Here is a 13,793-nt window from a genome sequence, read left to right on the forward strand (position 1 = left end):
GCGACGCGACGCTGGGCGTCCGAGAGGAACAACGCCGTGTAATGCCGCACAGGCCGCGCATCCGGCGCGTCGGCGCTTCCGGTCAGGTTCAGCCGTGCGCGCGCCTCCTTCAGTTTGCGTTCGCACTCACGGAACGTGCTTGCGGTGATCTGCTTCGTCCTGCCGCCGCCCAACGACAGTTCGACCTTCCACCGTTCCACGATCTTCACCGTCCCGTCCTTCATGCGGCGCTTCTGCCGATACGGGTACGGGCGCGCCGCCCCGGTGGCCCTTTTCCTTGGCATGTCCAGCCTCCCTCGAACGTTTAATGAATGTTTAATGAATGCAGAAGGGCACCACATGGCACCCACCTGCTATGCACATGATACCCAAAACGGCGTAATACCAATGTTTTGCACGGCCACGCCCATGCGCCCACACGGTTTCCGCCGTCAAACACGATACGATGGTGTCAACCAACAGGTTCAAAGGGTCGGACCGAGGTCCTCTCAACCCCGGGCGTGTTCGCCTCAGGGTGCCCCTGCGTGTGATGTGTTCGCGCACGACGAGCGCCCTCAGTATGACAGCATTCCGCGACGACCACCCGTAGGGACGACTACTGATAAGCGCGGGGCGCCCGTATACTGCTGGTATGAGATTGATCGGCAATATCCTTTGGCTCGTGCTCGGCGGTCTGGAGATCGCGATCGCGTGGCTCGTCGTCGGGCTGGTGCTGTGCATCACGATCGTCGGCATCCCGCTCGGCGTGCAGGCGTTCAAGATGGCGAAGCTGACGCTGACGCCGTTCGGCACGCATGTCGTCTACGGCGGCGGCGCCGGCTCGCTGCTGCTCAACATCATCTGGGTCGTGCTCGTCGGCCTGTGGATGGTGCTCGGCTACTGCGTCGCCGGCTTGCTCAACTGCATCACGATCATCGGCGTGCCCTTCGGCATCCAGAGCTTCAAGATGGCGAAGCTGGCCCTGTGGCCCTTCGGCTCGCAGATCGTCTGAGACCGCATGCATCCGTGCCGCGCGTCCCGCCACGCGGAACATCGGAAGGTGGGCGCATCCCGACGGTACGGGATGCGCCCACCTTCCGATGTTCCGACTTGATGTTTCGACCGTCGTCCGCCGACCACTGTCCACCATTCGCCGACTGACGACCGATTGCCGCCGAGCGACCGTCGTCCGCCGACCGACGATCAGTATCCGTGCGAATGCAGATACGCGTCGTCGAAGCCGAAGTAGTGCCCGATCTCGTGCAGCACCGTCTTCTGGATCTGCGTGATGAGCTCCTTGCGCGTGTGGCAGACGCGTTCGTGCGGGCCGCGGAAGATCGTGATGACGTCCGGCAGCTCGCCGGCGAAGCTGAATCCGCGTTTCGTGATCGGCGTGCCCTGATAGAGGCCGAGCAGTTCGCCATGTCCGACGTCGGCCGATTCGAGCTGTTCCTTCGTCGGCTCGTCGGCCGTCGTGATCGCGATGTTCTGCAGCGCGTCCTTGAACTTCTGCGGCAGTCCCGCGATCGCCTCGCGCACGGCGGCGTTGAAGTCCTTCCTACTGATCTCCATCGTCATCTCCTTCCGTTCCCCGATCCGCGCCGTCGTCCGAGGCGAGCGTCGCCTCGATGGCCGCGATCGCCGTCTCGACCTCGCGCAGCCGCACGCGCAGGTCGCCTTCCACGTCGACGCCGTCGCGCCGCGCCTCGCGTACGATCCGCAGGATCCGGTCGGCGTAGTCGTCGTCGAGCGCGCTCGGCGCGTCGAAGGCGGCGTCGAGCTCGCCCGCATGCTCCGATTTGCCGATCCTCGAAACGACCTTCGCGGCGCGCGGCAGCGCGCCCTGCGCCTTCGAGATGCCGTCGAGCACCGACGCGCGGCGTTTCTCACGCTGTTTCATGCGCTCCCACAATGCGAGCGTCTCGTCGGCGTCGAGCGGCCGCGACGTCTCGTCGTCGGGCGCGAACACCTGCGGATGGCGGGTGATGAGCTTGTCGATGAGCCTGTCGCACACCTCGTCGAGGTCGAAGGGGTCGTCCGGGTCCTCGGAGCACACCTGCGCCTGGAACACCGACTGCAGCAGCACGTCGCCGAGCTCCTCGCGCATGTTGTCGCGGTCGTCGGTCTCGACGGCGTCGACGTACTCGTAGGTCTCCTCGAGCATCGGCTTGAGCAGCGACTCGTTCGTCTGCGCGCCGTCCCACGGGCAGCCGTCGGGGCCGTGCAGGATCCTCACGAGCGCGCGCACGCGACCGAAGGCGTCCGGCGCGTCGCGCACAGGGTCGAGCTTCGAGCAGCGTTCATAGCCTTCCGGCAGCCGGTAGCCGCCTGCGGCGTCCTGTTCATGCATATCCGCCATCGTCAGTCACGACCGAGCGGGTTGACGCCCTCGTTCGACGGCGACGTCTCGTTGTCGTAGACGAAGGCGTGCAGATGGTCGTCGATGTCGTCATGCTCGGCGTGGACTTCGGCGTCCCCCTTCGGCGTATGCGGCTCGTTGTCGAGCACGATCGACTCGGCGCGCCGTGTCAGCCCGGCCTTGTCGTAGAACGAGTAGTCGCACGCGCTGTCGGTGAACAGGAAGTAGCGTTCGACGTCCGCCTGGCGGAAGCGGTCGGTCATCCACTCGAACAGATGGGCGCCGATGCCCCGTCCGCGCATGTCCGGACGGACGAGCAGCAGCACGAGCTCGCCCTGATAGGCGTGGCCGTCTTTCTTCGCCTCGGCGATCATCCGCAGGTTCGTGTCCTCGTAATGCTTCATGCGCAGCAGCGCCTTGCGGCCGCGCGACGACGTGAGCAGCGATGCGAGCAGCCGCATGTTGCGCACATGGTGGTCGTTGAGGCCGTTGCGCGTCTCATGCGAATCGATCCTGCCGAGCACGACGCCGACGACCTCGTCGCCGCTGACGGCCACCTGCGCGGCCGTCGCGCGGCCGAGGCAGTGCTCGAGGTCGATTTCGGCGAGCTTCATCTCCAGATCGTGGTCCATCGTTGGATCGGTGTGCCATGCGTCGCACAGCATCCGCGTGATCGCCGGGTAGTCCTCGCGGCGCAGCGTCCTATAGGTGATTGCTTCGTTCATACCTCACATGCTACGCGCCGGGCGCGCCGGCCACGCCGCAATTCACCTTCCGGCGTGGGCGCAGCCGGCGAAGCATGGCGTTTCCGCCGCGCCCGCACACGTGGGCGCCGCCGTCGCCGCAGCCGTCCGTCACACGAGCCGCCCGCATACGCCGTCGATGTCGCGCAGCCTTCTGAGCAGCCGCATGAGCACGCCGCTTTCGAGGCATTCGGCGAGATACCCCTCGTTGCGGCGCTCGCGGTAGACGATCATCGTGACGAGCGCGGCGATGAGCTCGGCGTCGAGCGTGTCGACGTTGAGGATCGGAATCGACACATCCTTGTCGAGCCCGTATCTGCGCAGGGTGCGCATGTAGTCGTGGTCGCCCTGGCTGATGACGATGTCGATGAAGCTCAGGACGACCTCGTTGTACACGCAATACCCCACGTTGTACACCGCGAGCGGCCCCTCGGTGAGGAACTCGACGCGGTAGAGCGGCGTCGACGGCGCCTCGAAGGGCTCGATGTACGAGGTGAGCCAGTCGTAGCGCGGCCCGTCGGCGTCGTCCTCGTGGATCACGTCGAGCACGTCCGCGTAGTGGTCGAACATCGCGCGGTCGATCTGCGCGGCGCCGCCCGTGCGCGTCATCGCGCCGTGCGTATGCTCCACCGGCGTCGGCAATGTGATGCGGAAACGGTAGCGGCGCGCGATTTCGAGCACCATCGCGACGATGTGCGCGCACACGTGACGCGACTGTGCGACGTCGCAGGTGCAGGCGACCTTCGCGACGACATCGTGGCGCGTGAGCAGGTCGACCTGCTCGTCGTGGCCGTCGTCGCGCACGACGGCGTGGCGGATGCCGAAGGACGTGTCGGTAAGCTCGACGACGGCGTCCTCGTCGAACAGCCGTGCGCCGCCCGCGAGCGCCTCCGGGCTCGACCATGACGCGAGCTCGCGCATGCCGCGGCCGATGCCGATGCCCGATTCGATCAGGCGCAGGCGCGCCTGATTGCCGATGCGCAGCGCGGCGCGGCGTTCGTCGGGGATCTCGAGTTCGCGTTCGGCGGCCATTTCGATCGTGTCGCTCGCGCCGTGGCGTCGCGGGTCGGCGTTGAGCCCGTTGATGCGCACGATGTCGGAGTTCTTGATCGCCATGCCGGGGATGCGGTGCCAGGCGCTGACGATCTGCGGCACCTTGGGGTCCTCGTACAGCACGATGAAGTTGCGGCCGACCGACGCGTACCACCATTCGTCGAGCGCGTTGTTGGCGACGTCCAGCATCGCGTCCTTGGCGACCTTCCAGCTGGGCATGTGCCGCTCGTCGGTGCGGAACAGTTCGGCGAGGTTGGCGCGGAAGGCCTGCGAGTACATGACGCCTCCGGTCACGCCCGAGGACATCAGCGCGCGGAACGAGCGGTAGGTCATGGGCACGGACGCGATGTCGCACTGCTCGTAGACGGTGCCCGGCCCGTAGGTGATGAGCGGGTCGTCGCCGCGCAGCGAGCCGTCGAGCGTCGGGTATTCGCACAGCGTCATCGCGCCGCATTCGAGGCATTGCTCGAAGACGCGGCCGCCGGGCAATGTGACGCCGGTGTCGAATTCGCAGTCGTAGTTGTAATGGGCGAGCGACGAGGAGGGTATGAACCCGAACATCTGCGGACCTTGCGCGTCGAGTCCGTGCAGCGGGGCGCCGCATATGCACTGCCTCCTGACCAAGCCTACCTCCTTCATCCGGCCGGTGACCGTAGGGGCATTATCCCTTGCGGCCTGCCTTTCGAGGAAATGATTATCAGCCACCAGCGGAACAGGGCGCTCAATAGCCATCTTTCGTTATTCATGTGCATTTAGTATAGCAGTTTGTTCTCTCATAGCGAATCGTGCATGTCGGGATGCGACACGCGCGGGATGCGCTCCGGGACGCTCCGCGAACGCTTACGTAACCGTAGGGAATGGGCGGCTCAGACCACGTTTTTGTATCGGCAATCGAGTAATCGTATACCTATGAGCGAAGACAACACGAAGCGCGTCGGGCGCACCGACGACGAAGTCAGCAACGCGACGACGATCGTCAAGGAATACACGACCCCGTTGCACAAGCCAATCGACCCGGACATCAACCTCTTCGACTTCCTCGCGCAGCGCGCGCAGCGCGACCCCGATGGTTCGATGGTCTGCTACAAGGACGCCGACGGCGCATGGCAGACGTTCTCGGCGACCGAGTTCCGGGACAAGGTCATCCAGATCGCGAAGGGCCTCATCGGATGGGGCGCGCGGCCGGGCGAATCGATCGCGATCATCGCGCACACCCGCTGGGAATGGGTCGCGCTCGATCTGGCGATCATGGCGATCGGCTGCGTGACGGTTCCCGTCTATGAGACGAACTCCCCGTCGCAGATCCGCACCGTCTTCAACGACTCGTCGGTCGTGCTCGCGTTCGCCGAGGACGACGGGCAGCGCGACAAGGTCGAGTCGATCAGCAACGACGTCGCGTCGCTGCGCGCGACCTACGTCATCGAATCCGACGCCGTCGACGCGATCATCGCGTTCGGCGCGCACGTCGGCGACGACGAGTTCGAGAAGCGCCGCAAGGCGGCGCACGGCGACACGCTCGCGACGATCATCTACACCTCCGGTTCGACCGGCACGCCGAAGGGCATCGAGATCAGCCACCGCAACATGGCCGCCGAATGCATGCACGCGCTGCAGTACATGCCGCGCGCGATCGACATCCCCGACCGCCGCCTGCTGCTGTTCCTGCCGATGTCGCACGTCTTCGCGCGCTTCATGACGATCGTTGCCTTCGCGGGCACGCTCACGCTGGGCCTGAGCAGCAACATGAAGACGATCATCAAGGACTTCGAGTCCTTCGGCCCGACGCTGCTGCTCGCGGTGCCGCGCGTGTTCGAGAAGGTGTACAACGCCGCGTCGCAGCGCGCCGGCACCGGCCTCGCCGGACGCATGTTCCTGCGCGGCGTCAAGGCGGCGCAGGACTGGTCGTCCTACGAACAGTCCGACAGGAAGATGCCGCTGTCGGTCAGGATGCGCCACGCGTTCTACAACCAGGTCGTCTACAAGAAGATCCTCACCGTCTTCGGCCCGAACGCCGACTTCGCGATCACCGGCGGCGCGCCGATGGATCCGGATCTCGCGCACTTCTACAACGGCATCGGCATGCCGCTGCTCGAGGGCTACGGCATGACCGAGACCTGCGGACCGGTGAGCGTGAGCCTGCCGGAGAACAACCACATCGGCACGATCGGACAGCCGCTGTGCGGGACGACAGTCGGCGTCGCCGAGGACGGCGAGCTGTGCTTCCGCGGCGCGAACGTGTGCATGGGCTACCACAACCAGCCGGAGGTCACCGCGCAGCAGATCACCGACGGATGGCTGCACACCGGCGACCTCGGCGACGTCGACGAGGACGGCTTCATCACGCTCACCGGCCGCAAGAAGGACCTCATCATCACGGCCGGCGGCAAGAACGTCTCCCCCGGCCAGCTGGAGACGACGGTCATGACGTCGCCGGTCGTCGCGCAGTGCCTCGTCATCGGCGACCGCAAACCGTTCATCGCCGCGCTCGTCACACTCGACCTCGACGACGCGAACGCATGGCTCACGTCGCAGGGCGCCGCGCCGGCCGCCACGCTCGAGGAGCTGTCGAAGAACCCGATCGTCTACGCCGAGGTCGAGCGCATCGTCAACAAGGCGAACGAGGGCGTCTCGCGCGCCGAGTCGATCCGCAAGTTCGAGATCCTGCCCGACGAGTTCACGCAGGACAACGGCATGATCACGGCGAGCCTCAAGACGCGCCGCAAGCAGATCATCGACCACTACCGCAAGCTCATCGACACGGTCATCTACGTGCCGCGCAAGAAGTAGCGGCACGTCGCGCCGGATACGGAAAAGGGGCGCGGTTCGCATTGAATGCGGACCGCGCCCCTTTTCCGTATCCGTTCGCATCCGCATGCACCCCCGAGCCCCGCGAAACGGCATGCGCCGTCCCGGTCGGCCGGACGGCGCATGCGAGGAGGGCGGTCAGCGGGCGGCGCGCCGCGAACGCAGACGGAAGGCGGCGAACAGCAGGCACCACGAGGTCGTGACGATGAGCAGCATGATCGCGAAGGTCCAGCTTCCTCCGACCGTGGTCGCATGCGCGAAGCGCGCCGCGCCCTGCGCGCCGGCGCCCGCCTGCGCGATCGCGAACACCGTCGAGAACAGCGTCGTGCCGGCGGCGCCGCCGAACTGCAGCGACGTGTTGAACACGGCGTTGCCGTCGGGCGAGAATTCGGGCGCGACGTCGCGCAGCGCCGAGGTCAGGATGTTCGAATAGCCGAGCGCGTAGCCGACGCCGAAGACGAAGTACAGCCCGGCGAGCAGCGCGGGCGTCATATGCATCGAGCACACGAGCATGAGCGCGAGCGCCACGATGCACGCCGCGAACGCGCACAGGATCGGGCGGGGTGCACCGTAGCGGTCGTAGAACATGCCGCCGACGGGCGCGAAGAACGCGCCGATGAGCGCACCCGGCAGCACGAGCAGGCCGGCGACGAGCGCCGTCGTGCCGAGTGCGAGCTGCGCGAGGTTCGTGATGACGTAGCCGAAGCCGATGCCGACCATCGGCATGAGCAGATAGGCGGCCAGATGGAACAGGACGACGCGGTCGCGCATCCATCCCAGACGGATCAGCGGCGAGTACGAACGCCGCGACGACCATACGAAGAACACGAGGGCCGCGACGCCGACGACGAACGCGACCGCCGCGACGACGGCCGTGGACATGGCCGGCGAGCCGGACACGGCGTCGCTGATGGCGACGCCGCCCTGGTTGATCGCGAGGATCAGCGAGGCCAGGCCGACGACGACGGCCAGGAACTGCAGCGGGTTGAGCCTCGCCTCCTCGAGCGGACGGCCCTGGCGGATGCAGACCAGCCCGGTCGGCAGCGAGACGAGCAGCACGACCGGAATGACGAAGACGAAGATGCTGCGCCACGGCAGCACGCTCGTCACGGCGCCGCCGACCGTGGGCCCGATTGCCGGCGCGACGGTGATGACGAGGGAGCCGACGCCCATGAGCCTGCCGACCTTCGAACGCGGCGACTGCTGCAGGATGATGTTCATCATCAGCGGCGTCGCGACGCCCGACCCGACGCCCTGGATGACGCGCGCCAGCAGGATGACGGCGAAGTTCGACGTGAAGACCATGATCGCCGAGCCGACGACGGCGAGCGCGACGGCGGCCACGAATGTCGATTTCATCGTGAAGCGGCGGTTGAGGTACGACGACAGCGGCATCGTGACGCCGACCGACAGCAGGTAGATCGTCGTGATCCACTGCACGGTCGCCATGTCGACGCCGAATTCCTCCATCAGCTGCGGGAACAGCACCGTCATGACCGTCTCGGTGAGGATGCCGATGAACGCGAGCGATCCGACCGCGACGATCGAGCCGATGAGCCGGCGCGGGATCCGTTCGTCCCCCGCTTTGGCCGCGCCTGCGGCGGTGCGCCCCATTCCATGTTCGCCGGCGGCGCCGGACCTGCTCTGCTTCACGCTCAAAACGGGCATGCTCCTTCCCATGCCGGCGCGCCGCAGCATGGGGCGGCCGGTATCACCTGTCAATGATCGGACGTGCCATCATGCGCCTGCGGCGCGTCCGGTGCAGGCGCCCGGTGCAGGATCGACCGGATGGCGTCGAGACGGGGCCCGAGCTCATGCTCGTAGCCCCTGTCATTGGGATGATAGTACTCGCGCCCCACCAGTTCGTCCGGCATGTACTGCTGCGCGGCGACGGCGCCCGGGGCGTCGTGCGCGTACTGGTAGCCGCGGTGGTTGCCCCAGCTCTCCATCAGCTTCGTCGGCGCGTTGCGCAGATGCAGCGGCACCTGCCCGATATGGCCGGCGTCGATGTCGGCGAGCGCGGCGTCGATCGCCAGATAGCTCGCGTTGGACTTCGGAGCCGTCGCCACGGCGAGCGCCGCCTCCGACAGGATGATCCGCGCCTCGGGCATGCCGATCATCGCCACCGCCTGCGCGGCGGCGACGGTGACCTGCAGGATCTGCGGCGCGGCCATGCCCACCTCCTCGGCGGCGGCGATCATGATGCGCCGGGCGATGAACCGCGGGTCCTCCCCCGCGCGGATCATCCTGGCCAGATAGTGCAATGTGGCGTCTGGATCCGATCCGCGCATCGATTTGATGAACGCGGAGACGACGTCGTAGTGGTCGTCGCCGTCCTTGTCGTAGCGCACGGTGGTGGCGTCCATGACCTGCGCGACGACCTGCGGCGTGATGACCGGCTTGGACAAGTTCGCGCTGCCGCCAGCGCCTTCGCCAGCGCCGTTGCCTTCGGCGCGCGGCGACTCGTCGAGCGCGCCGGCGGCGGCCTCGAGTATCGTCAGCGATTTCCTCGCGTCGCCGCCGGCCATGCGGATGATGTCGTCGAGCGCCGCCTTCTCGAGCACGACCTTGCCGTCGAGGCCTCGCGGGTCGTCGACGGCGCGCGTGACGACGCGCTTCAGCTCGTCGGGTTCGAGCGATTCGAGCTTGACGACGACCGACCGGCTCAGCAGCGGCTTGATCACCGAGAAGCTCGGGTTCTCGGTCGTGGCCGCGACGAACGTGACGTCGCGGTTCTCGACGCTCGGCAGCAGCGCGTCCTGCTGGGACTTGGAGAAGCGGTGCACCTCGTCGATGAACAGCACCGTCTCCCTGCCTTGAGCCACGAGCCGTTCGTGGGCACGCGCGAGCACGGCGCGCACGTCCTTGACGCCGGACGTGACGGCGGACAGCTCCTCGAAGACGCGTCCCGACTGCTGCGCGACGATGTACGCGAGCGTCGTCTTGCCCACGCCGGGCGGCCCGTACAGGATGATCGAGCTCGGCGCCGTCAGCGAACCGCGCGACTCGGGGTCGGCGAGCCTGCGCAGCGGCGAGCCCGGCGCGAGCGCGCGCCGCTGCCCGACGACGTCGTCGAGCGTCGTCGGGCGCATCCGCACGGCGAGCGGCCGCACGAGGTCATCATCGGCGTCAGTCGCCGAAAACAGGTCTTCCGTCATGGTCTCCAGTCTAACGCCCCTTCGTTCGAACATTTGTTCGACATGCCGTCCCGGCCGCCGCGCCGCGCCTCGCATTAGACTGGACGGTATGACGGACGCAACGAAATACGGTTCCCTCGGCGAGCTCGCGCCGAGCTGGGGCTCCCATATGGAGCCACTGAGCGACGACGAGATCTACGAGCGCTTCTTCACGTGGGTCAATGACATCAAAGGCATCGAGCCGTGGCCGCATCAGGAGGAGGCGGTCATGGACCTGCTCGCCGGCGACCATGTGATCCTCAACACGCCGACCGGCTCGGGAAAGTCGCTCGTGGCGCTCGGCATGCACTTCGCCGCGCTGTGCACCGGCCGGCGCTCCTACTACACGGCGCCGATCAAGGCGCTCGTCTCCGAGAAGTTCTTCGACCTCGTCGACGTGTTCGGCCGCGACAACGTCGGCATGATCACCGGCGACTCCCATATCAACGCCGAGGCGCCGATCGTCTGCTGCACGGCGGAGATCCTCGCGAACCAGGCGCTGCGCGAGGGCGCGCACGCGGACATCGGCTGCGTCGCGATGGACGAGTTCCATTTCTACGGCGACCCCGAACGCGGCTGGGCGTGGCAGGTGCCGCTGCTCACATTGCCGCAGACGCAGTTCCTGCTGATGAGCGCCACGCTCGGCAACGTCGACGCGATCGCCGACAAGCTCGAGGCGATGACCGACGCCGACGTCGACATCATCGCGAACGCGCCGCGCCCGGTGCCGCTGTCCTACGAGTACACGCTCAACCCGCTCGAGAAGACCATCGAGCTGGCCATCGGGAAGAACGAGACGCCGATCTACGTCGTGCACTTCTCGCAGGACGCCGCCCTCGACACCGCGCAGTCGCTCGCGAGCGCCGGCGTCTCCAGCAAGGAGCAGCGCAAGGCGATCGCCGAGGCCATCGCCGGCACGAAGTTCACGACGGCCTTCGGCAAGATCCTCAAGCGTCTGCTGGGCAACGGCGTCGGCATCCACCACGCCGGCATGCTTCCGCGCTACCGCCGTCTCGTCGAACAGCTCGCGCAGAGGGGCCTGCTGCCGGTGATCTGCGGCACCGACACGCTCGGCGTCGGCATCAACGTGCCGATCCACTCCGTCGTGCTCACGCAGCTCACGAAGTTCGACGGCACGCATATGCGCCGGCTGCGCGCCCGCGAGTTCCATCAGATCGCCGGCCGTGCGGGCCGCAGCGGCTTCGACACTGAGGGGCTCGTCATCGCCGAGGCACCCGAATACGAGATCGAGAACGCGAAGGCCGTCGCGAAGGCCGGCGACGACCCGAAGAAGCTGCGCAAGATCAAGCGCAAGAAGGCGCCGGAGGGTTTCGTGACCTGGAACGAGCAGACCTTCGACAAGCTGATCGACGCCGCTCCGGAGACCCTCGTCCCCCAGATGAGGATCACGCATGCGATGGTGCTCAACGAGGTCGAGCAGGGCGGCGACGCGCGCCGGCGCATCGAGAGGCTCATCGACGACTCGCAGCAGACGCCCGAGCAGAAGGATCGGCTGCATACGCGCGCCGACGAGATCTTCACGACGCTGTTCGACACCGACGTCATCGAGACCGAGGACCGTCCCGACGGCGGCAAGGACTACTACCTGACGGTGGACGTGCCGCGCGACTTCGCGCTCGACCAGCCGCTGAGCCCATTCCTGCTCGCCGCGCTCGAGCTGCTCGACCCGGACAGCGAGACCTATGCGCTCGACGTGATCTCGATGGTCGAGGCGACGCTCGAGGACCCCAAGCAGGTGCTGCGCGCACAGGAGCGCCAGGCGCGCGACGCCGCGATGGCGGACATGAAGGCGGACGGCGTCGACTACGACGAGCGCATGGAACGCATCCAGGAGATCACCTATCCGAAGCCGCTCGCCGACCTGCTCGACGCCGCCTTCGCCAGATACCGCCATGACGTGCCGTGGGCGAACGACTACTGGCTGAGCCCGAAGTCGGTCGTGCGCGACATGGTCGAGACGGCCTCCGATTTCACCGGCTACATCGCCCGGTACAACATCGCGCGCTCCGAAGGCACGCTGCTGCGCTACCTGTCCGACGCGTACCGCGTGCTCGCGCGCACGGTGCCGCCGGAGAAGCGCGACGAACGGCTCGACGACATCATCGCATGGCTGCGCGTCGTCGTCCGCTCGATCGATTCGAGCCTCGTGGACGAATGGGAGAACGCGGGCCGTCTCGACGCCGGCGACGCGGCGACACTCGCCGCACCGGCCACGGCGGACGCCGTCGTCGAGGACCGCAGAGGCCTGACCGTGCTCGTGCGCAACGCGCTGTTCCGCCGCGTCCAGCTCATCGACCTCGACGACCCGGAGGCGCTCGGCGCGCTCGACAAGGACTGGCATTACGGCGTGCACGAATGGGAGGACGTGCTCGACGCGTTCTACGACGAACACGAGTACGTCGGCACCGACATGAAGGCGCGCAGCGGCGAGTTCTTCATCATCGACGACCGCGACGAGAAACGCGACCACACATGGACGGTGCGGCAGATCCTCGACGACTCCGACGGCGACCACGACTGGGCGATCACCGGCGTCGTCGATCTGGACGCCACGCAGGAGCAGGGCGAGGTCGTCTTCCGCGACTACAGCGTCCGGAACGTGACCGAATCCGACTGAGCACACGCACGGTCGATGCGTCCGGTGCGCGGCGATCGCCGGCGCCCCCGGTCACGAGTCCGCGTTGAGCCTGCGGATGGCCGCGTCCCGGTCGACGTCGAGCGGCGGCCATGTCATGTTGAAGTTCTTCATCGTCGTGCGCAGCAATTCGGAGACGACGATGCGCGAATACCAGCGCTTGTCGGCGGGCACGAGATACCACGGCGCGTACGAGGTGCTCGTGCGTTCGAACACGTCCTGCCAGGCGATCATGTATTCGTCCCAGCGGTCGCGCGCGTCGAGGTCGCTCGGATCGAACTTCCAGTATTTGCGCGGGTCGTCGAGACGGTCGAGGAAGTGCTTGCGCTGCGCCTCCTTGCTGGAGACGAGGAAGATCTTGATGATCGCGCAGCCGCCGGCGACGAGGTCGCGTTCGAAGGCGTTGATCTCGTCGTAGCGTTCCTGCCACACCTCCTGCGGCACGGTCCCGTAGATGTGCGGCATGACGATGTCCTCGTACTGCGAACGGTCGAAGATCGAGATCCAGCCGTTCGCCGGCAGCTCCTTGCGGATGCGCCACAGATAGTCGTGGCGCCGCTCCTCCGGCGTGGGCGCGCCGAAGCCGTGGTAGTGGATGCCCATCGGGTCGACCTGGCTGAACACATGCCGGACGATGCCGCCCTTGCCGGAGGCGTCCATGCCCTGCAGCACGATGAGCAGCCGATGATGGTCGCCGCGTATGCCGTTGGCGTACATGAGCCGTTGGTAGCGCGCGATCTCGGTCGCGCTCAGCGCGATGAAGCGCTCGCCGTCGTCCTGGTCGCCGTCGAATCCGGGCGTCGAACCGGCGTCGATGCCGGTGAGCTCCGTGTTCGCCGAGAACCGAAGCCGCTGCGCCGGCGGCAGCGTCCACACCGAGCTGAGCATGTCGCTGGACTTGGCCGCGCGCGCAAGACGCTCGGTGATCGTGTCCGCGTCCTCGACGTCCTGGGCCTGTGAGGCGATCTGCTTCATCGTCTTCTTGATGTTCTTCGACTGCTTGTCTTTCGCCATACCCCCAA

At 66.8% G+C, this 13,793-nt stretch carries 11 protein-coding genes; 3 read left to right on the forward strand and 8 right to left on the reverse strand.

What is annotated here, in order from left to right; translation table 11 throughout:
• The coding region (locus tag BCHO_RS00005) for a hypothetical protein (RefSeq protein ID WP_156097561.1) at positions 1-284 on the reverse strand (284 nt) is incomplete at its 3' end.
• A gap of 347 nt (positions 285-631) precedes the next feature.
• Here BCHO_RS00005 and BCHO_RS00010 point away from each other — a divergent pair.
• On the forward strand, positions 632-991 hold the full coding sequence (locus BCHO_RS00010) for a YccF domain-containing protein (RefSeq protein ID WP_024540826.1): 360 nt from the start codon (positions 632-634) through the stop codon (positions 989-991).
• A gap of 191 nt (positions 992-1,182) precedes the next feature.
• Here the strand turns inward: BCHO_RS00010 and BCHO_RS00015 are convergent, their stop codons facing one another.
• The 4 genes from BCHO_RS00015 to BCHO_RS00030 all read right to left on the reverse strand — a co-directional run bounded on the left by BCHO_RS00015 (position 1,183) and on the right by BCHO_RS00030 (position 4,758).
• Positions 1,183-1,551 carry a metallopeptidase family protein gene (locus tag BCHO_RS00015; protein ID WP_024540825.1) on the reverse strand — a complete coding sequence of 123 codons (369 nt, stop codon included), beginning with the start codon at positions 1,549-1,551 and terminating at the stop codon, positions 1,183-1,185.
• A complete protein-coding gene (locus BCHO_RS00020; protein WP_024540824.1) occupies positions 1,538-2,338 on the reverse strand; it encodes a MazG nucleotide pyrophosphohydrolase domain-containing protein in 801 nt (266 codons plus the stop codon). Before BCHO_RS00020 ends, BCHO_RS00015 begins: the two co-directional genes overlap by 14 nt.
• A 2-nt stretch (positions 2,339-2,340) precedes the next feature.
• Positions 2,341-3,063, reverse strand: a complete 723-nt coding sequence (locus BCHO_RS00025) for a GNAT family N-acetyltransferase (RefSeq protein ID WP_051354865.1) — start codon at positions 3,061-3,063, stop codon at positions 2,341-2,343.
• Positions 3,064-3,192: 129 nt separating this feature from the next.
• Positions 3,193-4,758: a DUF6508 domain-containing protein gene (locus BCHO_RS00030; protein ID WP_152595863.1), complete on the reverse strand. Its 1,566-nt coding sequence runs from the start codon at positions 4,756-4,758 to the stop codon at positions 3,193-3,195.
• A 285-nt stretch (positions 4,759-5,043) separates the two neighbouring features.
• Here BCHO_RS00030 and BCHO_RS00035 point away from each other — a divergent pair, with 285 nt between their 5' ends.
• Positions 5,044-6,921, forward strand: a complete 1,878-nt coding sequence (locus BCHO_RS00035; protein WP_051354864.1) for an AMP-dependent synthetase/ligase — start codon at positions 5,044-5,046, stop codon at positions 6,919-6,921.
• Between the two features lie 156 nt (positions 6,922-7,077).
• Here BCHO_RS00035 and BCHO_RS00040 read toward each other — a convergent pair whose 3' ends face one another.
• Both BCHO_RS00040 and BCHO_RS00045 read right to left on the reverse strand, forming a co-directional pair.
• A complete protein-coding gene (locus BCHO_RS00040; RefSeq protein WP_029675419.1) occupies positions 7,078-8,553 on the reverse strand; it encodes an MFS transporter in 1,476 nt (491 codons plus the stop codon).
• Between the two features lie 104 nt (positions 8,554-8,657).
• On the reverse strand, positions 8,658-10,097 hold the full coding sequence (locus BCHO_RS00045; RefSeq protein ID WP_024540820.1) for a replication-associated recombination protein A: 1,440 nt from the start codon (positions 10,095-10,097) through the stop codon (positions 8,658-8,660).
• Between the two features lie 88 nt (positions 10,098-10,185).
• On the opposite strand from BCHO_RS00045, the gene BCHO_RS00050 reads away from it, so the two are divergent.
• Positions 10,186-12,753 carry a DEAD/DEAH box helicase gene (locus tag BCHO_RS00050; protein ID WP_024540819.1) on the forward strand — a complete coding sequence of 856 codons (2,568 nt, stop codon included), beginning with the start codon at positions 10,186-10,188 and terminating at the stop codon, positions 12,751-12,753.
• Positions 12,754-12,804: 51 nt separating this feature from the next.
• Here BCHO_RS00050 and BCHO_RS00055 read toward each other — a convergent pair whose 3' ends face one another.
• Positions 12,805-13,785 carry a PPK2 family polyphosphate kinase gene (locus BCHO_RS00055; protein WP_024540818.1) on the reverse strand — a complete coding sequence of 327 codons (981 nt, stop codon included), beginning with the start codon at positions 13,783-13,785 and terminating at the stop codon, positions 12,805-12,807.
• Between the last annotated feature and the right edge of the window lie 8 nt (positions 13,786-13,793).

The organism is Bifidobacterium choerinum, from assembly GCF_000741135.1.
In the GTDB taxonomy this organism is placed as follows: Bacteria; Actinomycetota; Actinomycetes; order Actinomycetales; family Bifidobacteriaceae; genus Bifidobacterium; species Bifidobacterium choerinum.

What these genes read in the sequence shown, in the direction of transcription:
- BCHO_RS00010 (WP_024540826.1), top strand. Translation starts at nt 632, where the DNA reads ATGAGATTGATCGGCAATATCCTTTGGCTCGTGCTCGGCGGTCTGGAG.
- BCHO_RS00015 (WP_024540825.1), bottom strand. Translation starts at nt 1,551, where the DNA reads ATGGAGATCAGTAGGAAGGACTTCAACGCCGCCGTGCGCGAGGCGATC.
- BCHO_RS00020 (WP_024540824.1), bottom strand. Translation starts at nt 2,338, where the DNA reads ATGGCGGATATGCATGAACAGGACGCCGCAGGCGGCTACCGGCTGCCG.
- BCHO_RS00025 (WP_051354865.1), bottom strand. Translation starts at nt 3,063, where the DNA reads ATGAACGAAGCAATCACCTATAGGACGCTGCGCCGCGAGGACTACCCG.
- BCHO_RS00035 (WP_051354864.1), top strand. Translation starts at nt 5,044, where the DNA reads ATGAGCGAAGACAACACGAAGCGCGTCGGGCGCACCGACGACGAAGTC.
- BCHO_RS00040 (WP_029675419.1), bottom strand. Translation starts at nt 8,553, where the DNA reads ATGGGGCGCACCGCCGCAGGCGCGGCCAAAGCGGGGGACGAACGGATC.
- BCHO_RS00045 (WP_024540820.1), bottom strand. Translation starts at nt 10,097, where the DNA reads ATGACGGAAGACCTGTTTTCGGCGACTGACGCCGATGATGACCTCGTG.
- BCHO_RS00050 (WP_024540819.1), top strand. Translation starts at nt 10,186, where the DNA reads ATGACGGACGCAACGAAATACGGTTCCCTCGGCGAGCTCGCGCCGAGC.
- BCHO_RS00055 (WP_024540818.1), bottom strand. Translation starts at nt 13,785, where the DNA reads ATGGCGAAAGACAAGCAGTCGAAGAACATCAAGAAGACGATGAAGCAG.